The 23,635-nt window shown below is 46.0% G+C and carries 19 protein-coding genes and 2 tRNA genes; 15 read left to right on the top strand and 6 right to left on the bottom strand.

All coding sequences use genetic code 11. From position 1 onward, the window contains the following. The 9 genes from L4C34_RS19695 to rpoC all read left to right on the top strand — a co-directional run. Window positions 1-352 (top strand): EF-Tu C-terminal domain-related protein (locus L4C34_RS19695; RefSeq protein ID WP_428791012.1); only part of this gene is annotated, 352 nt, incomplete at its 5' end. A 241-nt stretch (window positions 353-593) separates the two neighbouring features. Then, on the top strand, window positions 594-974 hold the full coding sequence (gene secE, locus L4C34_RS19690) for a preprotein translocase subunit SecE (protein WP_428791011.1): 381 nt from the start codon (window positions 594-596) through the stop codon (window positions 972-974). A 12-nt stretch (window positions 975-986) separates the two neighbouring features. Then, on the top strand, window positions 987-1,535 hold the full coding sequence (gene nusG / locus L4C34_RS19685; protein ID WP_428791010.1) for a transcription termination/antitermination protein NusG: 549 nt from the start codon (window positions 987-989) through the stop codon (window positions 1,533-1,535). Window positions 1,536-1,665: 130 nt separating this feature from the next. Beyond that, window positions 1,666-2,094 (top strand): 50S ribosomal protein L11, encoded by a 429-nt coding sequence (gene rplK, locus L4C34_RS19680; RefSeq protein WP_010435555.1) that lies wholly within the window; start codon window positions 1,666-1,668, stop codon window positions 2,092-2,094. A gap of 4 nt (window positions 2,095-2,098) precedes the next feature. After that, a complete protein-coding gene (rplA, locus tag L4C34_RS19675) occupies window positions 2,099-2,803 on the top strand; it encodes a 50S ribosomal protein L1 (protein WP_428791009.1) in 705 nt (234 codons plus the stop codon). Between the two features lie 288 nt (window positions 2,804-3,091). After that, window positions 3,092-3,586 carry a 50S ribosomal protein L10 gene (gene rplJ, locus L4C34_RS19670; protein ID WP_428791008.1) on the top strand — a complete coding sequence of 165 codons (495 nt, stop codon included), beginning with the start codon at window positions 3,092-3,094 and terminating at the stop codon, window positions 3,584-3,586. A gap of 57 nt (window positions 3,587-3,643) precedes the next feature. Next, on the top strand, window positions 3,644-4,009 hold the full coding sequence (gene rplL / locus L4C34_RS19665; RefSeq protein ID WP_428791007.1) for a 50S ribosomal protein L7/L12: 366 nt from the start codon (window positions 3,644-3,646) through the stop codon (window positions 4,007-4,009). A 234-nt stretch (window positions 4,010-4,243) separates the two neighbouring features. Beyond that, entirely contained in the window at window positions 4,244-8,272 is a 4,029-nt protein-coding gene (gene rpoB, locus L4C34_RS19660) for a DNA-directed RNA polymerase subunit beta (protein ID WP_428791006.1), read from the top strand. Window positions 8,273-8,356: 84 nt separating this feature from the next. Further along, window positions 8,357-12,559: a DNA-directed RNA polymerase subunit beta' gene (gene rpoC, locus L4C34_RS19655; protein ID WP_428791005.1), complete on the top strand. Its 4,203-nt coding sequence runs from the start codon at window positions 8,357-8,359 to the stop codon at window positions 12,557-12,559. A gap of 242 nt (window positions 12,560-12,801) precedes the next feature. Here the strand turns inward: rpoC and rsd are convergent, their stop codons facing one another. Further along, on the bottom strand, window positions 12,802-13,296 hold the full coding sequence (gene rsd / locus L4C34_RS19650) for a sigma D regulator (RefSeq protein ID WP_428791014.1): 495 nt from the start codon (window positions 13,294-13,296) through the stop codon (window positions 12,802-12,804). 177 nt (window positions 13,297-13,473) lie between these two features. On the opposite strand from rsd, the gene nudC reads away from it, so the two are divergent. The 3 genes from nudC to L4C34_RS19635 all read left to right on the top strand — a co-directional run bounded on the left by nudC (window position 13,474) and on the right by L4C34_RS19635 (window position 16,271). Further along, the gene (gene nudC / locus L4C34_RS19645) at window positions 13,474-14,250 is read left to right on the top strand and encodes an NAD(+) diphosphatase (RefSeq protein WP_428791004.1); all 777 of its coding nucleotides are present in this window, start codon (window positions 13,474-13,476) and stop codon (window positions 14,248-14,250) included. Between the two features lie 253 nt (window positions 14,251-14,503). Then, on the top strand, window positions 14,504-15,571 hold the full coding sequence (gene hemE / locus L4C34_RS19640; RefSeq protein WP_428791003.1) for a uroporphyrinogen decarboxylase: 1,068 nt from the start codon (window positions 14,504-14,506) through the stop codon (window positions 15,569-15,571). A 64-nt stretch (window positions 15,572-15,635) separates the two neighbouring features. Further along, the gene (locus L4C34_RS19635) at window positions 15,636-16,271 is read left to right on the top strand and encodes a TetR/AcrR family transcriptional regulator (RefSeq protein WP_428791002.1); all 636 of its coding nucleotides are present in this window, start codon (window positions 15,636-15,638) and stop codon (window positions 16,269-16,271) included. A 160-nt stretch (window positions 16,272-16,431) separates the two neighbouring features. On the opposite strand, the gene L4C34_RS19630 is transcribed toward L4C34_RS19635, so the two are convergent. From L4C34_RS19630 to rsgA, 5 genes are all read right to left on the bottom strand, one after another. After that, complete coding sequence (locus tag L4C34_RS19630) at window positions 16,432-17,571, bottom strand: murein hydrolase activator EnvC family protein (RefSeq protein WP_428791013.1); 1,140 nt, start codon at window positions 17,569-17,571, stop codon at window positions 16,432-16,434. A gap of 208 nt (window positions 17,572-17,779) precedes the next feature. Further along, window positions 17,780-19,312, bottom strand: a complete 1,533-nt coding sequence (gpmM, locus tag L4C34_RS19625; protein WP_428791001.1) for a 2,3-bisphosphoglycerate-independent phosphoglycerate mutase — start codon at window positions 19,310-19,312, stop codon at window positions 17,780-17,782. A gap of 162 nt (window positions 19,313-19,474) precedes the next feature. Next, the gene (locus L4C34_RS19620) at window positions 19,475-20,362 is read right to left on the bottom strand and encodes a DMT family transporter (protein WP_428791000.1); all 888 of its coding nucleotides are present in this window, start codon (window positions 20,360-20,362) and stop codon (window positions 19,475-19,477) included. Between the two features lie 106 nt (window positions 20,363-20,468). Beyond that, the gene (asd, locus tag L4C34_RS19615; RefSeq protein ID WP_428790999.1) at window positions 20,469-21,380 is read right to left on the bottom strand and encodes an archaetidylserine decarboxylase; all 912 of its coding nucleotides are present in this window, start codon (window positions 21,378-21,380) and stop codon (window positions 20,469-20,471) included. 106 nt (window positions 21,381-21,486) lie between these two features. Next, window positions 21,487-22,542, bottom strand: coding sequence for a small ribosomal subunit biogenesis GTPase RsgA (rsgA, locus tag L4C34_RS19610; protein WP_428790998.1), 1,056 nt, complete (start codon window positions 22,540-22,542; stop codon window positions 21,487-21,489). A 149-nt stretch (window positions 22,543-22,691) separates the two neighbouring features. On the opposite strand from rsgA, the gene orn reads away from it, so the two are divergent. From orn to L4C34_RS19595, 3 genes are all read left to right on the top strand, one after another. Beyond that, window positions 22,692-23,237: an oligoribonuclease gene (gene orn, locus L4C34_RS19605; RefSeq protein WP_428790997.1), complete on the top strand. Its 546-nt coding sequence runs from the start codon at window positions 22,692-22,694 to the stop codon at window positions 23,235-23,237. Window positions 23,238-23,422: 185 nt separating this feature from the next. Beyond that, window positions 23,423-23,498 (top strand) — tRNA-Gly (locus L4C34_RS19600). Between the two features lie 78 nt (window positions 23,499-23,576). Continuing rightward, window positions 23,577-23,635 (top strand) — tRNA-Met (locus L4C34_RS19595).

Raw genomic sequence — 23,635 nt, 5'->3', positions numbered from 1 at the left:
ACTACGTGGTACTAAACGTGACGACGTAGAGCGCGGTCAAGTACTTGCGGCTCCAGGTTCAATCACTCCACACACTAAGTTTGAGTCTGAAGTATACGTACTGTCTAAAGACGAAGGCGGCCGTCATACTCCGTTCTTCAAAGGCTACCGTCCACAGTTCTACTTCCGTACAACTGACGTAACTGGTGATATCTCTCTACCAGAAGGCGTAGAAATGGTAATGCCAGGCGACAACATCCAAATGAAAGTTGAGCTAATTGCTCCAATCGCAATGGATGAAGGTCTACGTTTCGCAATCCGCGAAGGTGGCCGTACAGTAGGTGCTGGTGTTGTTGCTAAAATCTTTGATTAAGATTTGACTAAACACTAGTAAAAAGGGCATCATTTGATGCCCTTTTTCTGCGCTGTACAAAATAGCAGCCTGATTTTTGTTCAGGATTGCGTATAAGCAAAGAATGTTACGTTTAAGATTAGTATCTTACGCGTTTTAACGTTTACATGGCTGAAACGGTTAATGTACAACGTAAAGGATTTATCCCTGCGTTAGCGGGGTAGTTGTCGTCTATATTTAAGACTTATCACAGGTTGGTTTTATGAAAGCAAATAATGCTGAAACTCCTGAAAGCTCGAGTGCAGTAGATACCTTTAAATGGATTGTCGTATTCGTTCTACTCGCTGCAGCAGTTGTAGGAAATTACCTGTATGGTGACATGTCTGTAGCGCTTCGTGCTGCAGGTGTTGTTGTTGTCATGGCTGCCGGTTTAGGTGTTGCCGCAACAACAAATAAGGGTAAAACTGCGATCAGTTTTGCTCGCGAAGCTCGTATGGAAGTGCGCAAAGTAGTTTGGCCTACACGCCAAGAAACGATGCAAACGACATTGATCGTATTAGCTGTAAGTATTGTAATGGCTCTGGCGTTGTGGGGCTTAGACGGGATTATGGTTCGTCTTGTTTCTTTCGCAACCGGAGTGTGAGGGTTCTAATTCATGAGTGAAGCTCCTAAAAAACGTTGGTATGTAGTTCAAGCATTTTCAGGCTTTGAAGGTCGTGTGGCTCAATCGCTGCGTGAACATATTAAAATGCACGAGATGGAAGAACTATTTGGCGAAGTGCTAGTACCTACTGAAGAAGTAGTGGAAATGCGCGCTGGGCAGCGTCGTAAAAGCGAACGTAAATTCTTCCCGGGCTATGTATTGGTACAGATGATCATGAACGATGAGTCATGGCACTTGGTACGTAGTATTCCTCGTGTTATGGGTTTCATTGGTGGTACCTCTGACCGTCCAGCACCGATCACAGATAAAGAAGCTGATGCTATCTTGAATCGCCTAGAGAAGGCGAGCGAAGCTCCTCGACCTAAGACAATGTTTGAAGCCGGTGAAGTCGTTCGTGTTAACGAAGGCCCATTTGCTGACTTCAACGGTACGGTTGAAGAAGTGGATTACGAGAAAAGCCGCGTGAAAGTATCGGTGTCTATTTTTGGTCGTGCTACACCAGTTGAGCTCGAATTTAGCCAAGTGGAAAAACTTGATTAAAAAAACATCTTTTAGACTTGTTTATGGCGCGAAATCTGCCTATAATTTCGCGCCTTTTTACAGGTCTTAATGACAAAAACGGGGAGCTGATTGAACGATTGGCGTTTGAACCCAAAACTTAGGAAATATCATGGCTAAGAAAGTTGAAGCCTATATCAAGCTGCAAGTTGCTGCTGGTATGGCAAACCCAAGTCCACCGGTTGGTCCTGCTCTAGGTCAACACGGCGTGAACATCATGGAATTCTGTAAAGCGTTCAACGCAAAAACAGAATCTGTTGAGAAAGGTCTACCGACTCCAGTAGTTATTACTGTATACAACGACCGTTCTTTCACGTTTGTAACTAAGACTCCACCTGCTGCAGTTCTTCTAAAGAAAGCAGCTGGCGTTAAGTCTGGTTCTGGCCGTCCAAACACTGAAAAAGTGGGTACGGTAACTGACGCTCAAGTACAAGAAATCGCAGAAACTAAAGCTGCTGATATGACTGGTGCTGACATCGAAGCGATGAAGCGTTCTATTGCGGGTACTGCTCGTTCAATGGGCCTAGTGGTAGAGGGTTAAGATCATGGCAAAACTAACTAAGCGTATGCGCGTAATCCGCGACAAAGTTGACGTAACTAAAGTATACGAAATCAACGAAGCTGTTGCTCTTCTTCAAGAACTTGCAACTGCAAAATTCGTTGAGTCTGTAGATGTTGCTGTAAACCTAGGCATCGATGCTCGTAAATCTGACCAGAACGTACGTGGTGCAACTGTACTACCTCACGGTACTGGCCGCGAAATCCGCGTTGCAGTGTTCACTCAAGGTGCAAACGCTGAAGCAGCTAAAGAAGCTGGCGCAGACATCGTTGGTATGGAAGATCTTGCTGAGCAAGTGAAGAAGGGCGAAATGAACTTCGACGTAGTAGTTGCTTCTCCAGATGCAATGCGCGTTGTAGGTCAACTAGGTACTATCCTAGGTCCTCGCGGTCTTATGCCTAACCCTAAAGTTGGTACTGTAACTCCTAACGTTGCTCAAGCAGTTAAGAACGCTAAAGCTGGTCAGGTTCGTTACCGTAACGACAAAAATGGTATTGTTCACACTACCATTGGTAAAGCTAACTTCTCTGTAGAACAGATCAAAGAGAACCTAGAGACTCTATTGGTTGCTCTTAAGAAAGCTAAGCCGTCTTCAGCGAAAGGTGTTTTCCTGAATAAAATCAGTATCTCGACTACAATGGGTGCTGGTGTAGTGGTAGATCAAGCTAGCTTGGATATTCAAGCTAAGTGATTTACTTAGGCGCGAAGGTTTAGTATACTTCTGCGCCTAATATTTATGGTTGGGGCTGAATTTAGTCTGCAAAGATTACAAGGCAGTCTCCGTCCTAGACCGTAGGTGTAAGAGTTCCCTAGGACCTTTTACTTAATAACCCTACGTAGATGGTGCCCGAACTGATAGAAAGAATATTTATCCGGTTTCACGACTTGATACTTGCCTTTCTTCTGGGAATGCACCTCAATAACTCTCACTGTTGTGATAATAGTGAGTGGTGTAACGACAACCAGGAGTAAATCCAAGATGGCTTTAAACCTTCAAGACAAAAAAGCAATTGTTGCTGAAGTCAACGAAGCAGCCAGTGGTGCACTTTCTGCAGTTGTAGCTGATTCTCGTGGTGTTGAAGTTGGCGCAATGACTTCTCTACGTAAACAGGCGCGTGAAGCGGGTGTTTTCGTAAGAGTTGTGCGTAATACTCTAGCACGCCGTGCGGTTCAGGGAACAGACTATGAGTGTCTAACTGACACTTTCACAGGTCCTACTCTGATCGCGTTCTCTAACGAGCACCCAGGTGCTGCAGCGCGTCTTTTCAAAGACTTCGCTAAAGAGAACAAAGAATTCGAGATCAAAGCTGCTGCATTTGAAGGCGCGGTTACTGATGCTGAAGTACTAGCGACACTACCAACTTACGACGAAGCTATTGCACGCCTAATGATGTGCATGAAAGAAGCTTCTGCAGGCAAGCTGGTACGTACTATCGCTGCACTACGCGACCAAAAAGAAGAAGCTGCGGCATAAGCCTTGCTTTTTACTGGTTGCTTAATAAACTTATTGTTGATTTAAAAGAGAATTGTTATGTCTATTACTAACGAGCAAATCCTAGACGCAGTTGCAGAAATGTCTGTAATGCAAGTTGTTGAACTTATCGAAGCTATGGAAGAGAAATTCGGCGTAACTGCAGCTGCTGCTGTTGTAGCTGGCGGTGCTGCTGCTGAAGCTGCTGCTGAGCAAACTGAGTTCGACGTTGTCCTAACTGCTATTGGCGGTAACAAAGTACAAGTTATCAAAGCAGTACGTGGCGCAACAGGTCTAGGCCTTAAAGAAGCTAAAGCTCTAGTTGACGGCGCTCCTGCACCTTTGAAAGAAGGCATCGAGAAAGCTGAAGCTGAAGCTCTTAAAGCTCAACTAGAAGAAGCTGGTGCTTCTGTTGAAATTAAATAATTATTATTTAATTTCATAGCCGCAAGGCTAATGGCTGGTGGTTTTTTGACCACCAGCCTTTTTGCGCTGTAGGGTACAGACGAATTTTCCCGCTGTTTAAGCGTTCTTACCCAAGCAAAATGTGTGACTGTTTAACAACAGACATGCCACTACAGTAAACAGCGATTAGTCACTGTCCCATTGTTAAAATGTCTTGGACAGTTTGGGTCACTTATCAGCGAGCTGAGGAACCCCATGGTTTACTCTTATACCGAGAAAAAGCGCATCCGTAAGGACTTTGGTACTCGTCCACAAGTATTGGACATTCCATACCTGCTATCGATACAGCTCGATTCGTTCGACAAATTTATCGAGCAGGATCCTGAAGGGCAATACGGTCTTGAGGCTGCTTTCCGTTCTGTATTTCCTATCAAGAGCTATAACGGCAACTCTGAGCTGCAATACGTTAGCTACCGTCTTGGTGAGCCAGTTTTTGACGTTAAAGAATGTCAAATTCGTGGCGTAACTTACTCAAAGCCATTGCGCGTAAAATTGCGTCTTGTGGTCTTTGATAGAGACGCGCCAGCAGGTACCGTAAAAGATATTAAAGAACAAGAAGTCTACATGGGTGAAATTCCACTCATGACAGACAATGGTACCTTCGTAATTAACGGTACTGAGAGGGTTATCGTATCCCAGCTGCACCGAAGCCCAGGCGTGTTCTTCGACAGCGATAAGGGTAAGACCCACTCATCAGGAAAAGTGCTATATAACGCACGTGTTATTCCTTACCGTGGTTCATGGTTAGACTTTGAGTTTGATCCTAAAGATAACCTATACGTACGTATCGACCGTCGTCGTAAACTACCAGCGTCGATCATTCTGCGCGCATTAGGTAAGACTACGGAAGAAATCTTGGATCTTTTCTTCGATAAAATAAATTTCGAAGTGAAAGACCAAACGCTATTGATGGAATTGGTTCCAGATCGTCTACGTGGCGAAACGGCATCATTCGATATCGAAGCAAACGGCACGATGTATGTAGAAACTGGTCGTCGCGTAACTGCGCGTCATATCCGCCAACTAGATAAAGATGGCGTTGAGCATATTGAAGTGCCAGTTGAGTACATCGTCGGTAAAGTTTCGGCGAAAGATTACATCAATGAAGCAACCGGTGAAATCATTGTTGCGGCTAACCAAGAAATTAGCTTAGAAGCACTAGCGAACTTGTCTCAAGCGGGACATAAAGCGCTTGAAGTGCTCTTTACTAACGACTTGGATCATGGCCCGTTCATCTCGGATACGCTACGTGCTGATAGCACTGTAGACCGTCTCACTGCTTTGGTAGAAATCTACCGCATGATGCGCCCGGGTGAGCCACCAACGAAAGATGCCGCTGAAGCATTATTCCAAAGCTTGTTCTTCTCTGAGGAGCGTTACGATCTTTCGACCGTTGGTCGAATGAAGTTTAACAGCTCAATCGAACGTGAAGAAACAGGTGATCAAGGCACGCTAGACGAAACTGACATCATCGAAGTGATGAAGAAGTTGATCTCTATCCGTAACGGTGTAGGTGAAGTCGACGATATCGACCACCTAGGTAACCGCCGTATACGTAGCGTAGGCGAAATGGCTGAGAACCAATTCCGTGTTGGCCTTGTGCGTGTTGAACGTGCAGTTAAAGAACGTCTAAGCTTAGGCGATCTTGATGCAATCATGCCGCAAGATTTGATCAATGCGAAGCCAATCTCAGCTGCTGTAAAAGAATTCTTTGGTTCTTCACAGCTGTCTCAGTTTATGGACCAAAACAACCCTCTTTCAGAAGTAACGCACAAGCGTCGTATTTCTGCATTGGGTCCTGGCGGTCTAACGCGTGAGCGTGCTGGTTTTGAAGTGCGAGACGTTCACGTAACGCACTACGGCCGTCTATGTCCGATTGAAACACCTGAAGGTCCGAACATCGGTCTGATTAACTCGCTATCTGCATTTGCACGTTGTAACGAATACGGTTTCCTAGAAACTCCGTACCGTCGTGTTGTTGATGGTGTAGTGACAGAAGAAGTGGATTACCTTTCTGCAATTCAGGAAGGCCAATTCGTTATCGCTCAGGCAAACACAGTATTAACGGAAGAAGGCACATTCGCTGATGAGCTAATCACTGCTCGTCAAAAAGGCGAATCTGGTCTTCACCCACGCGATCACGTCGATTATATGGACGTTGCAACCAACCAGGTTGTATCTATCGCGGCGTCGTTGATTCCGTTCCTAGAACACGATGATGCGAACCGTGCCTTGATGGGTGCGAACATGCAACGTCAGGCGGTACCAACACTGCGCGCAGATAAGCCGCTAGTAGGTACTGGTATCGAGCGTAACATCGCGGTTGACTCAGGTGTAACAGCGGTTGCTAAACGTGGCGGTGTTGTTCAGTCTGTCGATGCATCACGTATCGTAGTTAAGGTTAATGAAGCAGAATTGATTCCAGGCGAAGCCGGCATCGATATCTACAACCTAACTAAATACACGCGTTCTAACCAGAACACATGTATCAACCAGCGTCCAACAGTGATGCCGGGTGAACCTGTTGCTCGTGGTGACGTTCTTGCTGATGGTCCATCAACTGACCTTGGTGAACTAGCGCTTGGTCAAAACATGCGTATCGCGTTCATGCCTTGGAATGGTTACAACTTCGAAGACTCGATCTTAGTATCTGAGCGCGTAGTTCAAGAAGACCGTTTCACAACGATCCATATCCAAGAGTTGTCTTGTGTGGCTCGTGATACCAAGCTTGGCTCTGAAGAAATCACTGCGGACATTCCAAATGTTGGCGAATCTGCTCTGTCTAAATTAGACGAGTCAGGTATCGTTTACATCGGTGCTGAAGTGAAGGGTGGCGACATCCTAGTTGGTAAAGTAACCCCTAAAGGTGAAACACAGCTGACTCCAGAAGAGAAGCTATTGCGTGCGATCTTCGGTGAAAAAGCGTCTGACGTGAAAGACACATCTCTTCGTGTGCCTAACTCAGTATCTGGTACTATCATCGACGTCCAAGTCTTTACTCGTGACGGCGTTGAGAAAGATAAGCGTGCGCTTGAAATCGAGCAAATGCAGCTGAAAGAAGCGAAGAAAGACCTAACAGAAGAGTTCCAAATCCTCGAAGGCGGCCTAATGGCACGTGTTCAAGCGGTACTTCTTTCTGCAGGTTACAGCGAAGCCCAACTACAATCCTTGGATCGTAAGAAGTGGCTAGAGCAGTCTCTAGAAGACGACGCTCTACAATCACAGCTTGAGCAACTTGCTGAGCAGTGGGATGAGCTGAAAGCTGATTTCGATAAGAAATTTGAAACCAAACGTCGCAAGATCACCCAAGGTGATGACTTAGCACCGGGCGTACTGAAAATTGTTAAGGTTTACCTTGCAGTTAAACGTCGCATTCAGCCTGGTGATAAGATGGCGGGTCGTCACGGTAACAAAGGTGTAATCTCTAAGATTAACCCCGTTGAAGACATGCCATACGATGAAACTGGGCAACCAATAGACATCGTACTGAACCCTCTAGGTGTACCATCGCGGATGAACATCGGTCAGATCCTTGAAGTTCACTTAGGTCTGGCAGCGAAAGGTATTGGTGACAAGATCAACCGCATGCTGAAGGAACAGCAAGAATTAGCTAGGTTCCGTGAATTCCTGCAAAAGGTTTATGATCTTGGTAGCACTCGTCAAGAAGTCGATATTGCATCACTTTCTGACGATGAAGTCCGTACTTTGGTGAAAAACCTTCGTGGTGGCTTACCTATCGCGACTCCTGTGTTCGATGGTGCGTCTGAGAAATCGATCAAAGATCTTCTTACCCTTGCTGATTTACCAGCGTCGGGTCAGTTGACCTTGTTTGATGGCCGTACTGGTGATGCATTTGAGCGTCCGGTAACTGTTGGTTACATGTACATGCTGAAACTGAACCACTTGGTTGATGACAAGATGCACGCTCGTTCTACGGGTTCTTACAGCCTTGTTACTCAGCAACCACTTGGTGGTAAAGCTCAGTTCGGTGGTCAGCGTTTCGGTGAGATGGAAGTATGGGCACTAGAAGCATACGGTGCTGCTTACACTCTACAAGAAATGCTTACTGTTAAGTCTGATGACGTTAACGGCCGTACTAAGATGTACAAGAACATCGTAGACGGAAACCACAGCATGGAACCTGGTATGCCTGAATCCTTCAACGTATTGTTGAAAGAGATCCGCTCCCTAGGTATCAACATCGAGCTAGAAGACGAAGAGTAATCCCTTCTCTCTTCATTGAGAAAAGCGATTACCTGGTAAAAAGGCGCTCGCCGAGCGCCTTTAAACTCCTTACAGGAGCTGAATGTGAAAGACTTATTAAACTTTCTAAAAGCACAGCATAAGACTGAAGAATTTGACGCGATCAAAATCGGTCTTTCTTCACCAGATATGATCCGTTCATGGTCATTTGGTGAAGTGAAAAAACCTGAAACGATCAACTATCGTACGTTCAAGCCTGAACGCGATGGTTTGTTCTGTGCTCGTATCTTTGGCCCAGTAAAAGACTATGAATGTCTATGTGGCAAATACAAGCGCTTGAAGCACCGTGGTGTGATTTGTGAGAAGTGTGGCGTTGAAGTCACGCAAACTAAAGTTCGTCGTGACCGTATGGGCCACATCGAACTAGCGTCACCTGTAGCTCACATCTGGTTTCTAAAATCGTTGCCATCTCGCATCGGTCTATTGATGGATATCCCATTGCGTGATATCGAACGCGTACTGTATTTTGAAATGTACGTAGTGACCGAACCAGGCATGACAGATCTAGAAAAAAGTCAGATGCTGACTGAAGAAGAATATCTAGATCGCTTGGAAGAGTGGGGTGATGAGTTCACAGCTAAGATGGGTGCGGAAGCAATTAAAGATTTGCTTTCAACAATGGACCTTAATCAAGAAGCTGAAATGATGCGTGAAGAACTTCAGACAACAAGTTCTGAAACTAAACGCAAGAAACTGACTAAGCGCTTGAAGCTCGTTGAAGCGTTCATTCAATCTGGTAACAACCCAGAGTGGATGATCCTGACCGTACTTCCAGTACTTCCGCCAGATCTACGTCCTCTAGTACCGCTAGATGGCGGTCGCTTTGCGACCTCTGATTTGAACGACCTTTACCGTCGTGTGATTAACCGTAACAACCGTTTGAAGCGCCTTCTAGAGCTAGCAGCTCCGGACATCATCGTACGTAACGAAAAACGTATGTTGCAAGAGTCTGTTGATGCACTTCTTGATAACGGTCGTCGCGGTCGTGCGATTACTGGTTCGAACAAGCGTCCATTGAAATCTCTTGCTGATATGATCAAGGGTAAACAAGGTCGTTTCCGTCAGAACCTTCTTGGTAAGCGTGTAGACTATTCTGGCCGTTCTGTAATCACAGTAGGTCCGTACCTTCGTCTGCACCAGTGTGGTCTTCCTAAGAAGATGGCACTTGAGCTATTCAAACCATTTATCTACAGCAAGCTAGAAACTCGTGGCATGGCGACGACAATCAAAGCCGCTAAGAAAATGGTTGAGCGCGAAGAAGCGATCGTTTGGGATATCCTAGACGACGTGATCCGTGAACACCCTGTACTATTGAACCGTGCACCAACACTTCACCGTCTTGGTATTCAGGCGTTCGAACCAGTACTTATCGAAGGTAAAGCGATTCAGCTACACCCACTTGTATGTGCGGCGTATAACGCGGACTTCGATGGTGACCAAATGGCGGTTCACGTGCCTCTAACTCTAGAAGCACAGCTTGAAGCTCGTACCTTGATGATGTCGACAAACAACATTCTGTCGCCAGCATCAGGTGATCCTATCATCGTACCTTCTCAGGACGTTGTATTGGGTCTTTACTACATGACGCGTGACATGATCAACGCGAAAGGTGAAGGTATGTACCTTGCTGGCCCTGAAGAGGCTGAGAAGGCATACCGTACTAAGAGCGCTGAGCTACATGCTCGCGTTAAAGTACGTATCACTGAAACTGTGGTTGATGAAGATGGCAATAGCACTACTAGCACAGATATGGTCGATACGACTGTTGGTCGTGCAATGCTATGGTCTATCGTACCTAAAGGTCTACCGTTTAGCCTTGTAAACCAAAAGTTGGGTAAGAAGCAAATTTCTACTCTACTTAACGAGGCATACCGTAAACTAGGTCTTAAAGATACTGTTATCTTTGCTGACCAAATCATGTACACAGGTTTTGCATACGCGGCACTTTCTGGTGTTTCTGTTGGTATCGACGATATGGTTGTACCAGCGGCTAAATACACTGAAATCGAAGACGCTGAAGCAGAAGTTCGTGAAATCCAAGAGCAATTCCAGTCTGGTCTTGTTACTGCGGGTGAGCGTTACAACAAAGTTATCGATATCTGGGCGTCTACCAACGACCGTGTTGCGAAAGCAATGATGGATAACCTATCTTCTGAAACAGTGGTTAACCGCGACGGTGAAGAAGAGCAACAAGAGTCGTTTAACAGCATCTACATGATGGCTGACTCGGGCGCTCGTGGTTCTGCTGCACAGATTCGTCAGCTAGCGGGTATGCGTGGTCTGATGGCGCGTCCAGATGGTTCAATCATCGAAACGCCAATCACTGCGAACTTTAAAGAAGGTCTAAACGTCCTTCAGTACTTTATCTCAACGCACGGTGCTCGTAAGGGTCTTGCGGATACAGCACTGAAAACAGCAAACTCGGGTTACCTAACTCGTCGTCTAGTAGACGTTGCTCAAGACGTTGTTGTTCATGAACATGACTGTGGCACCCATGAAGGTGTTGACATGATGCCTCATATCGAAGGTGGTGACGTTAAAGTTGCACTTTCTGAGCTGGCTCTTGGTCGTGTTGTTGCTGAAGACGTTCTTAAGCCAGGTACTGAAGATGTACTGATTCCACGTAATACTCTAATTGATGAGAAGTGGTGTCAAATCATGGAAGAGAACTCTGTAGATAGCATGAAAGTGCGCTCAGTAGTTACCTGTGATGCAGACTTCGGTTGTTGTGCACAATGTTACGGTCGTGACCTAGCTCGTGGTCACCTAGTTAACCAAGGTGAAGCAGTCGGCGTTATTGCTGCTCAGTCTATCGGTGAGCCGGGTACACAGCTTACGATGCGTACGTTCCACATCGGTGGTGCGGCATCAACGGCAGCAGCAGAGAACAGCATCCAAGCGAAAACAACGGGTACTGTTAAGCTACACAACGCTAAATTTGTTATCAACAAAGACAAGAAGCTGGTTATTACTTCTCGTGCTTCTGAGATGACAATTATCGATGAGTTCGGTCGTACGAAAGAGAAGCACAAACTTCCTTACGGTTCGATGCTGAGCAAAGCTGACAACGATGCGGTAACGGCAGGTGACGTAGTTGCCAACTGGGAAGCGCATACCATGCCAATCATCACGGAAGTGGCAGGTCGTATCCAATTCGTTGATATGATTGATGGCGTAACCGTTTCTCGTCAAACTGATGATCTGACTGGTCTATCTTCAAGTGAAGTTACCGAAGCTGCGGCACGTCCAGCGGCAGGTAAAGACATGCGTCCAGCCATCAAACTTGTTGACGAAAAAGGTCAAGACGTAATGATTCCTGGTACTGATATGCCAGCGCATTACTTCCTACCAGGTAAAGCGATCGTTAACATTGAAGATGGCGCTGAAGTAGGCATTGGTGACACATTATCTCGTATCCCTCAGAAATCGAGCGGAAACAAAGATATCACCGGTGGTCTTCCTCGCGTTGCGGACTTGTTTGAAGCTCGTAAGCCGAAAGAGCCTGCGATTCTTGCTGAGCACACAGGTACTGTGTCGTTTGGTAAAGAAACTAAAGGTAAGCGTCGTCTAGTTATCACTCGTGAAGGCGGAGACGCATACGAGGAAATGATTCCTAAGCATCGTCAGTTGAACGTGTTTGAAGGTGAGAAGATCGAGCGTGGTGATGTTATCGCCGACGGTCCAGAGACTCCACACGACATTCTACGTTTACGTGGTATCCACGCTGTGACTCAGTACATTACGAACGAAGTGCAAGAAGTTTATCGCCTGCAAGGGGTTAAGATTAACGACAAGCATATCGAGACTATTGTGCGTCAAATGCTTCGTAAGTGTACTATCTCTTACGTAGGTGACTCTGAGTTCTTAGTCGGCGAGCAAGTCGAATACGCACAGGTGAAAATTGCTAACCGTGCACTGGAAGAAGAAGGCAAAGAGCCTGCACGATTCGAGCGTGAGATCTTAGGTATCACTAAGGCATCTCTAGCGACTGAATCCTTCATTTCAGCAGCATCGTTCCAAGAAACCACACGTGTCCTAACGGAAGCGGCGGTATCTGGTAAGCGTGATGACCTACGCGGCTTGAAAGAGAATGTTATCGTTGGTCGATTGATCCCAGCTGGTACTGGCTTTGCCTACCACCAAGATCGTCAAGCTAAACGCGGTGACGAACAGCAAGGCCCGTCTGCTGAACAAGCGACGGATAACCTAGCAGCACTGCTGAACGCAGGTTTCTCTTCTGGTGAGTAATCACTAAGCGATAGAAACACAAAAGGCACCGTTTATCGGTGCCTTTTTGCTTTCTGGGGTTTATAAACGACAGGCATTTATAAACAACTTTGGGTTTGCAAATTAATCAGGATTTACAAACGAAAACAGGTGTTATCTATATCCTACCGCTAACTTTTTGCTCTCAACATCTTTCGATTTTTCGATCTCAACATCTTTAAAATAAGTAAGTTTAGACTTTTCCCTATACGGCAAAAAGCAAACTAAGCGCCAGGCGGTACAGCCAAGCTATCGGCAATCAGTTTGATCAGCTCATCTTCAACTTCAAAGCGTGCTTCGATGATTTCGCCTACAAAAGAAAGGTCGCCGTCGAAAGAAGACAAAGGGTCATCTTCGGCAACGGAGGCATAGGTATCGGTAAAGTTCAGTAGAGGCTCGGTAGTCAGGATGATTTTGCCATAAGCTTGATCGATTTCATCGGTGGCCTCAAATCCCGTCGCTTTCCATTTATCCATCACCATATCGTATATCTTAAAGTGTCCTTCGGAGATATAGTCGACAAGATGTTGGCAAAAGGACTGGAGTGTCTTGGGAGTGGGGAGTGAGCTGACAGCGGGTTTGGCTGAGCTTAAGTTTCCGGTAACGAGCTTACAATACTCAACGATGAGCGATTGCCGTGTTTCTAGCCAGTGGTCAATTACATCGCTTGAACCCGACCACTGTTGTTGTGTTTGTTTGAATTTGTTTAGCATGACCATGCCCTCATGAACGGACATCATCCTGAGCCCGTTAGCCTTTGATTTTTAAGGCTCTTGTTAATGTACAAGCTATCATCCTTACTAGAATTTATAGTCCGAAATCATATTGGTTACAAACTCTGGTAAGAAAATAGATTGCCAGTAAAATGATTAAACTGCAAGCAAAGGGGAATTAGGATGTTCAAAAAGTATGATGCGGAACGATCAGCATATTGGTGTGTGGTTGCGGGAGATAGGCTGCGCCTAGTCAATGGACAGATACCGTTCGGGCTGGCTTCAGAGCTTGGTATGCCGACGGATAAAGCAATGTGTATCGGGGAATATCAAGGTGCTGCATTCATATGGGTAAATGACGCGGATTGTGAGCAAGAGCAAGAACTGCACTCATTGCGAACGTGTTTAGATTTCGAGACTGATCTGTTTTTTCTGGCGAGCAAGGCGGTTCAATATGGCAATATGCAGCAGACGTTACGTTTCTGCTCACAATGTGGTGCTAGGAACACCCTGAACCATGAACAGTTAGCCATGCAATGTGTAGATTGCCGCCAGTTGCACTATCCAAGAATTTCGCCTTGCATCATCGTAGCGATTCGCAAGCAAGGGCAGATATTGTTGGCGCAACATAATCATCATAAAAGTGGAGTTCACACTGTGATTGCGGGTTTTGTGGAAGTTGGAGAGACGTTAGAGCAGTGTGTGAGCCGAGAGGTTAAGGAAGAAACGGGCATCGACATCGGCAACATTCGCTATTTTTCCAGCCAGCCTTGGGCCTTCCCATCAAATCTAATGGTGGCCTTTCTTGCTGACTATCGTGCAGGAGAGTTGGTCGTCGATACGAGTGAACTGAAGTCAGCGACTTGGTTCTCACCGGAGGAGTTACCCCGTATTCCACCGCCGGGTACCATCGCTCGCGAATTGATAGAGCACACCATCAATGATATAAAAAGTGCTTAGCATTGAGGTAAAAAAAACCCTCCAGAAGGAGGGGGTAAGTAAGATGTCGTTATGAGATGCCGAGTAGCGAATACTCAGTTTATAATTGTAGTTTTTGCTAGCGGGGCCATCTTATACATTGGCATTCTCATGGCGCAATGAATTTGCGGAAATTGTACCTGATAACATGATCTCTCTTGCAAAGCATGGCGCTATTGAGCGCGATTCAGTGTTAAAATAAGCCAGATAATAAATCTTTTGATTGGAATGAACGATGACAAACTTGAAAAACGATCGCTACCTAAGAGCGTTGCTTAAGCAGCCAGTGGATCACACTCCGGTATGGATGATGCGTCAAGCGGGGCGTTATTTGCCTGAATACCGGGCGACGCGTGCAGAAGCCGGAGACTTTATGTCATTGTGTAAGAATGCTGAGTTGGCCTCTGAGGTTACTCTTCAGCCTTTGAAGCGCTTCTCGCTTGATGCCGCAATCTTGTTTTCCGATATTTTGACGATTCCCGATGCAATGGGACTTGGCTTGCGTTTTGCCGCAGGCGAAGGGCCTGTATTTGACAACCCGATTACGTGTAAGGCGGATGTCGATAAGATTGGCTTACCTGATCCGGAAGGCGAGTTGCAATACGTGATGAATGCGGTGCGACAAATTCGTAAGGATCTGGCTGGTGAAGTTCCTTTGATTGGCTTTTCGGGTAGCCCTTGGACCTTGGCTACTTATATGGTGGAAGGCGGCAGTTCAAAGGCGTTCACGAAAATCAAGAAGATGATGTACGCTGAGCCCGCGACATTGCATCTACTGTTAGATAAACTCGCGGACAGCGTGGTTGAGTACTTGAACGCACAAATAAAGGCGGGTGCTCAATCTGTCATGGTGTTCGATACTTGGGGGGGGGTTCTGACCCCTCGTGACTACCAAGATTTCTCTTTGCAGTACATGCATAAGATTGTCGATGGTTTGATTCGAGAAAACGAAGGTCGCCGAGTCCCAGTGACGTTATTTACCAAAAACGGTGGTATGTGGCTGGAGAAAATCGCAGCGACTGGTTGTGATGCTGTGGGTCTGGATTGGACTATTGATATTGCGGACGCTAAACGTCGCGTCGGTGATAAAGTGGCATTACAGGGCAATATGGACCCGTCAGTGTTGTATTCCTCTGAAGGGCGTATTCGTGAGGAAGTCGCCTCTATATTAGCTGGGTATGGTAATGATAATACCGGCCATGTGTTTAATTTAGGGCATGGTATTCACTTAGATGTACCGCCAGAGAATGCTGGTCATTTTGTTAACGCGGTGCATGAGTTGTCTAAGCCGTATCACCAATAGAACCTATGTACCGATGCGATGTGAGACATGGCATCGGTGCAGGTGAAAGTAAGAGTCAGACGTAATGAAAACTCGCGAGAAAATTGTTCAAGCAGCGCTTGAGCTATTCAATGAGCATGGTGAACGTGCGATAACGACCAACCATATCGCAGCGCATATCGGGATCAGTCCAGGTAACTTGTATTACCATTTCCGTAACAAGCAAGAAATTGTTAGGGAAATTTTTAAGCTCTATTCTAGTGAGCTTTTGGAGCGTTTTACCCCGTTGCAAGGAAAAAACGAAGGGCTGGTACTGTTGAAACATTACCTCAGTTCAATTTTTACCTTGATGTGGAAGTACCGATTTTTCTATTCTAACCTTCCGGATATTTTGCAACGAGATACTGAGCTTCATCGAGAGTACATTGAAGTTCAGGAGCGCCTACAAGACAACCTTGTCAAAATCATTCAGGTCTTCATTGAATTGGATTGGTTACGTATTGAATCGCCAGATGTGACATTCTTCGTGCGGACACTGCATATGATCGTATGCGGATGGTTGAGCTATCAGTCTGCGATGTCTGCCAATACTAAGGTGACCGAACAAATCATCCATCAAGGGATGCTGCAAATGATCCACGTGGTCAAACCGAGAGCCACAGAACTTGGCCAAGAGCAGTTGCAACTGTTGGCTGAAGGTATGATGACGATGTACGCGTAACTCGGTTACGTTTATCGTTTTATCGCTTATAGGTAAGCTTTGCTTCTCGCATCTTGCTTATAAGTGATAGGGTTTATAACCTCAGCGCGTATAAAGTGAAGCGCGTTTCCTACCTCGACAATCTTGCGATTTCGATAACCTTACTACTTCGATAAACTTGCTACTTCGACAGCCAAGACAGTGGGTTTTGCGCTTTACTGTTACGGCGAACCTCAAAGTATAAAGAGGGTTGTTCCTGGCCGCCAGTATCACCGGCAAGGGCAATCGTTTCTCCCGTGGTAACTTTGTCGCCCTCTTTTTTGAGCAAGGTTTGGTTGAAGCCATAGAGTGTCATGTCGCCTTTTCCGTGATCAATCAAGACCACTAAGCCATACCCACGTAGATAATCAGAAAATACGATTGTGCCTGAATCCACCGCTTTAACCGGTTGCCCATAACTGGCGCTGATGACGATGCCTTTCCATTTTGATAAACCCGCTTGTGACGAACCAAAATGATGCAATACTCGTCCTTTTAACGGCCACGGAAGATGACCTCGCTTGGCAGAAAAGCCATTCATGGATACGCGGGAACGCTTGGCCGCTTTGGCGATTTCAGCTTTTAAGCGAGCTTCATTCCGCTGCAACTCTGACAAGTACACTTTATCGCTTGAAATGCTTTTGGATATTTTTCCAAGCGTGTACTTTCTTTTCGTTTGAGTCCGTTTTAGCTTAGATAGCTTATCCGTTTGTTGGTTGAGAAGTGCGGCAATCTGTGATTTTTGCGCCACCAGCTGTTTTTGATTACTCTCTAAATCGTGTTTAGTTTGTTCTAGCTCTGTGATGGTATCAGCGCGTTGCTTGGCCAAAAATTGGAAGTACTGGCTCATTCGATCCGCTTCCTGGCTGTCGTTAAAAATCGGCGATGCTGAGTTGTCACGGTTCATGACGTAGTAGGTCTGCAGTAGCTCCGAGAGTTTACGGCTCTGGTTTAGCTTTTGTTGTTCAAGGCGTTGTATCTTTTGCTCGATCCGTTGAATATTGCTGTTAGCTGTGGCCAGTTTAGCGCGAGTTTGTTTTATCTCTCGTGTCAGACGACTGATACTGAGTTCTTGCGTTTGCAATGAATGCTGAAGCGAATTAAGGGTTTTCTTGTGGCCAACTAAAGAGTTTTGTTGTCGTGATATTTCATTTTTGACGGCACTCAGTTCTTTGTGAGAACTCGCCAAAACAGGTTGAGAGTATGATGAACAAACCATCGCTGAAACAATAACTAAGCGAGATATGCCTAGTCGTAAGCATCGCGAGTTCTTTTTTGTCATCATTCTAATCGTGTTCCCTGTCTTATTTAAGTCGGTCAGTATAACCAAACGCCATAGTGATACGAAATCACCATGTCAAAATTGGCGAGTCTTTTCGGCTCACATTATATATTTGTCGAATTTTACTGTTCGTTGGGCGAAAATAGTATAAAGGAATAGGGAATAAAAAATACCCCCGACGAATCAGGGGTATAACTTTGAGGTACGCTTACTTGAACAAAGGTTGCCCGGTCATTTCTGTTGGAATCTCCAGTCCCGCCAGTGTAAGCATCGTTGGCGCTAAATCTGATAATTTACCGCCTGAGGTAAATTCAAACTGTTTATCACCAACATAAATCAGCGGTACGGGTAGATTCGTATGCGCAGTGTGAATGCCACCAGTTTCAGGGTCGATCATCATCTCAGCATTGCCATGGTCCGCGGTGATCAGTAGCTGACCTTCCACTTCTTTGATGGCTGCAACGACTTTTGCCATGCAGCTATCTACCGCTTCAATCGCTTGCTCTGCCGCATCATATACGCCAGTGTGGCCAACCATATCAGGGTTCGGGTAGTTGCAAATGATAGTATCAAAGTCGCCAGATTTAATCGCGGTGACCAGTTTATCAGTTAGCTCGCCAGAGCTCATTTCTGGTTGTAAATCGTACGTCGCTACCTTCGGTGACGCCACCAATTGACGTTCTTCACCTGAGAATTCTTGCTCGACGCCACCGTTAAAGAAGAAGGTGACGTGAGCGTATTTCTCAGTTTCAGAAATACGTAGTTGAGTTTTATTTTGCTTAGAAAGCCATTCACCATACGTATTGCTGAGTGATGCCGATGGGAAAGCAATCGCTAACGGAATGTCTGCTGCATATTGGGTCAGCATGACAAAATCGATAGCTGGCAATACTGAACGCTCAAAGCCAGAAAAATCTGGGACAAAGCTGCGCGTGATCTCGCGGGCGCGATCGGCACGGTAGTTCATAAAGATAACCGCGTCACCGTCTTCGATACGTGCAACGTCTTCGCCTTCAGCTTGAATGGCAGTTGCTTTCACGAATTCGTCATTCTCTTCACGCGCGTAAGCAGCTTCTAGGCCTGCCACTGCTGAGTCGAACTGGTAATCGGCTTTGGCTTGTGTCAATAAATCGTAAGCGACCTGTACGCGATCCCAGTTATTGTCACGGTCCATGGCGTAGTAGCGGCCAACTAGAGAAGCCACACGACCTTTGCCGAGCTTGTTAAATAGAGTATCGAAACGCTTTAACGAGTTTTCAGCGCTGCGCGGCGGTGTATCACGCCCATCTAGGAAACAATGCAGATAAATTTTCTCTGCACCTCGTGCTGCTGCCATTTCAACGGCGGCATAGATATGGTCTTCGTGTGAGTGAACACCACCTGGAGACATCAAACCCATTAAATGAACGGCTTTTCCGGCTTTGATAGCTTTATCCATAGCGTTGGTCAACGTTGGATTGTCGAAAAATTCTTTGTCACTGATAGATTTAGTGATTCGAGTCAGGTCTTGGTAGACGATTCGCCCCGCACCTATGTTGGTATGGCCAACTTCTGAGTTGCCCATTTGCCCATCAGGCAGGCCTACATCCATGCCCGATGCTGAAATCAGCGTGTTTGGATAGGTTGCCACAAGCTCATCCATTGTAGGCGTTTTGGCGTTATTGATGGCATTACTAGAGTTGTCTTCACGGTGGCCCCAACCGTCAAGAATGACTAGTGCTAAAGGCTTCTTAGCGGACATGATTTTACCTCGTTAAAGTTCAAAGCTTGAGAAACAAATTAGCGTAATTTTACTACACTTTAAAGCAATAACAGTAGGTAAAGATCAATCCGGTTGGGATTAAGTGTCGATTAATCTCGGCTAGAATGATCTTAAGTGGATAAAAATGAAATTAAATTAGCATTAGCTAACTAGGATGCTGGTGCCCAATACGGCGAGGACAGCGCCTGCCCAAGCAAAACGGCTGGGGCGCTGTTTAGTGTAAATCCACAATAAAGGTAACAACATTATTGGCGTGGTTGAGGACAGAAGAGCGACCATGCCGACATTGCCTTTTTGCAGAGCGTACAATATAAACGTCATACCAACGGCCATGGCAAGAATGCCATTGAGTGCAGCAAGAGAGAAAATGGGCCAGGTCATTTTTCGAGTGGCTTTTGCGAGGCTTATTCCCGATAACCTCAGCACTGCATGGGCGGAAAAGGCGGCAGCCATACGAATGGCCGATGCGGCGATAGGATCAATGTGCGTTTGCATGACAGGTTTGGCGATGATGCCGCCTAAAGACTGACACAGCGCGGCAATTAACCCTAGGCTAATACCTAGCCAAATATTGCCTTTTACATGTTCGAGTTGTTGGTTTTTTTGTGCTTTACGGCCAAAAAAGATAGCAATGGTGACGCCAGAAAAAACCAGACAAGCGCCAGTAAATTGCATCCAAGTTAAGGCTTCGCTGAACAACAGGTACCCTAACACCGTAGAGAAGACGGAGTGGCAGGCGAACAATAAACCAGACTGCCTAGGCCCCATCATATTAAGGCAAGCAAACAAGGCCGTGTCACCAATAAAAATACCCACAAAGCCTGAAAAGACCATAGGTAATAGTGCCGTGCTTTCGACGGATGACCAACCACCAGTCACCGATGCATACACAATTAAAATGATCGCGGTTAGGCCGATACGCCAGCGACTGTAACAGAAGGTGCCTAAGTGCTGAGCAGGTTTGACGGACAGCAGCCCGGCTACGGCCCATAGGAATGCGGCAGCAAGTGCAAACCATTGGTAACTCATAATAGTGTTGTTCTCTTTGGTAAAATGAGGAAGGTTGGTGCTAACAGAAAGACGAAAAAACGAGGCTAGTTAGCCTCGCTTTTTGCACTCGCATATATATCAGCGATTATTTTTCAGAAGTTTCAGAAGTTTCAGAAGTTTCAGAAGTTTCAGAAGTTTCAGAAGTTTTGTGGGCGTAGGTTGCGCCCATTTTAGTGATGGCTTGCTCTGACATGGTAGAATCGAAAGTAATGTAATCTTTGGCAAATAGGTTGATCACCGTTGAACCAAGTTTAAAACGACCCATCTCTTCGCCTTTCTTGAGCGAGATAGAATTATTGCCACTTACTGGGTAGTCCCAGCGGTAGACTGTATTGCCTCTCGGCGGGGTCACAGTACCAGCCCAAATCAACTCGATACTGCCAACAATTGTCGCTCCAACTAACACCTGTGCCATCGGGCCAAACTCGGTGTCAAAAATGCATACTACACGTTCGTTACGAGCAAACAAGTTTGGCACATTTTCGGCGGTTAATGGGTTGACGGAAAATAAGTCACCGGGCACATAAATCATCTGTCGTAGTGTGCCATCGCAAGGCATATGCACGCGGTGATAGTCTTTTGGCGACAAGTATAAGGTCGCAAAATCACCGTCGGCAAACTCTTGTGCGAGGGCATCATCGCCACCCAATAGCTCTTGCGCGCTGAAAGTGTGCCCCTTCGCTTGGATCAATTTGTCGCCGTCGATTGAACCAAACTGGCTGACACAGGCATCGGCAGGGTAGGTGAGCACATCGGATTCAGATTCGATTGGACGAGCATCAGCTTTAAGCTCGCGAACAAAAAATTCGTTGAAGGTCTTGAAATGTTTCGGATCGGAATGAAGTGCTTCATTCATATCTACTTTGTATTGTTTGATAAACCAGCGAATGACCGCTGTCGTTAATTGGCCAGCTTGAGCTGAAGCGAGCTTCCCGACTAAACGAGTTAAGCCGTGCTGAGGAATCCAGTGCTGAAGTCCAATTTTTATCTTGTCCATGGTAAACATTCCAATACTATCTATGTTGTCTAAAATATGGGCGCGAGATGTTACTTAAGTTTGGCGGTAATGTCAGCCCTTATCCCAGAGTAGGCTGACCTTAGAATTATAAATCCGCTTTCTTGTTTCTTGAGAATTGTCGATTCGCTTTGTTTTCTGTCATGCTCTCAATAATACGATGATAGTTGCTAAATCGACTTTTGCTGATCTCGCCCGCATCGACAGCCGCTCTCAATAGACAACCGGGATCGTCGCCGTGCTTGCAATCACGGAACCGGCAGCTACCAAGGTGAGGGCGAAACTCGGTAAAGGCTTGTGTGACTTCGTCTGCTTCTAGATGCCATAAGCCAAACTCACGCACCCCAGGAGAGTCAATCAAATCACCGCCAGTTGGGATGTGATAGAGTCGTGCGGCGGTGGTTGTGTGCTGCCCCAAGCCAGAGTTTGCCGAAACATCACCTTCTTCAATGTTGAGTTCGGGCATTAGCGCATTAACTAAACTCGATTTTCCAACGCCAGACTGGCCGACAAAAATATTAATTCTATTGGCGAGTTCACGTTCCAGCTCTACCAAACCATCACGAGTTTTCTTACTAACAAACAAAACCTGATAGCCAATTTTCTGATAGATACTTAGTGCTTCTCGATATTCTTGTTGCTGCTTGTCTTCGATAAGGTCAGTTTTGTTTAGGACAATGAGCGGCGCAATCTGTAGCGTTTCCGCGGCGACTAAATATCGGTCGATGATATTTAGTGACAGCTCGGGCAAGACGGAAGAGACGATCACCATTTGATCGACATTGGCGGCAACCGGCTTCAAACCATCGTAGTAGTCCGGCCGAGTTAAGACCGAAGTACGTGGCTCGACGGCCTCAACGACACCCGAAATTCCTGCCATTTTTTCAAGGCCAGATCGCCAGATGACTTTATCGCCAGAGACTAGGGTTTCGATCCCTCGTCTTAGGTTGCAGCGATGGATTTCCCCGGATTCGCTATCCTCGATATCGGCATGTTGACCGAAGCGCGTGATGACGAGACCAGTCTTGCTTGTACCAAGCATAGACTCTTCCCAATCGATGGAATCGGATTCTTTTAACCGTTTACTTTGGTTGTTGCGAACCCGTCGAACTTGACCTTTAGTGAGTTTCTTTTTTTTTGCCACAATGAGTTACTTAAAAATAGGTGTTCAGTGTCTTGACCTTGTCGATAGGCTAAGCTTATCTAATGGAACTGATAGATTCTAAGCTATCTTGAAGATCTTAATTTGGGTATAGTACTCTTTTTATCGTGAAACAAATAGGCACCTCTTTTATGTCCTTTAGCGATCAGAACTTAATCTGGATCGATCTTGAGATGACAGGTTTGAATCCTGATACTCATAAAATTATTGAAATTGCTACGATTGTCACGGACGGCGAATTAAATATTTTAGCAGAGGGCCCTGTGCTTGCGATCCATCAAAGTGAGCAAGAACTAGAAAAAATGGATCAATGGTGCACCACTACACATAATGCCAGCGGATTGGTGGAGCGGGTACGTTCTAGTCAAGTGACTGTTGTTCAAGCGATGGCGGAAACGATTGAATTTCTAGAGAAATGGGTACCTCAAGGTCATTCCCCTATCTGTGGTAACAGCGTTGGTCAGGATCGCCGCTTTCTGAATAAGCACATGCCTGAGCTTGACGCGTATTTCCATTATCGCTGCATTGACGTGAGCACGATCAAAGAGCTCACTAAGCGTTGGCAGCCAGACGTATTATCTAGATTCTCTAAGCAAGGTAAGCATTTAGCGCTGGATGATATTCGTGAATCTATCGATGAGCTGGTGTTTTACCGTCAAAATATCTTTACCATCTAATCTATTACCTGAGCTAGTGAGAAAAGTACTGACAGCCTTCCGCTGTCGGTAAGTCGTTAACATTTCTGTGTTTGGTTGTTTTTTGAACGCTTGGTGAGAAAAGCTGATTTTTTTACTAAAAGGGCTTGCATCAAATAGAAATGCTCTTATAATTCGCAGCCCTAAACGACGGAAACGTTGTGAATGCGACACTAGCTCAGTTGGTAGAGCGCAACCTTGCCAAGGTTGAGGTCACGAGTTCGAACCTCGTGTGTCGCTCCAAATTTCTTTCGCTGAATACTTTCATCGAAAGAGGCAGTTCTCACGGTACTTAACGGTGACACAATTCGGACGCGGGGTGGAGCAGCTTGGTAGCTCGTCGGGCTCATAACCCGAAGGTCGTCGGTTCAAATCCGGCC

Origin of the sequence: Vibrio profundum, from assembly GCF_050337555.1 — a bacterium.
Lineage (GTDB): Bacteria > Pseudomonadota > Gammaproteobacteria > Enterobacterales > Vibrionaceae > Vibrio > Vibrio profundum.
The sequence above is the reverse complement of the archived record's forward strand: the minus strand, read 5'-3'. Positions and strand labels throughout refer to the sequence as shown.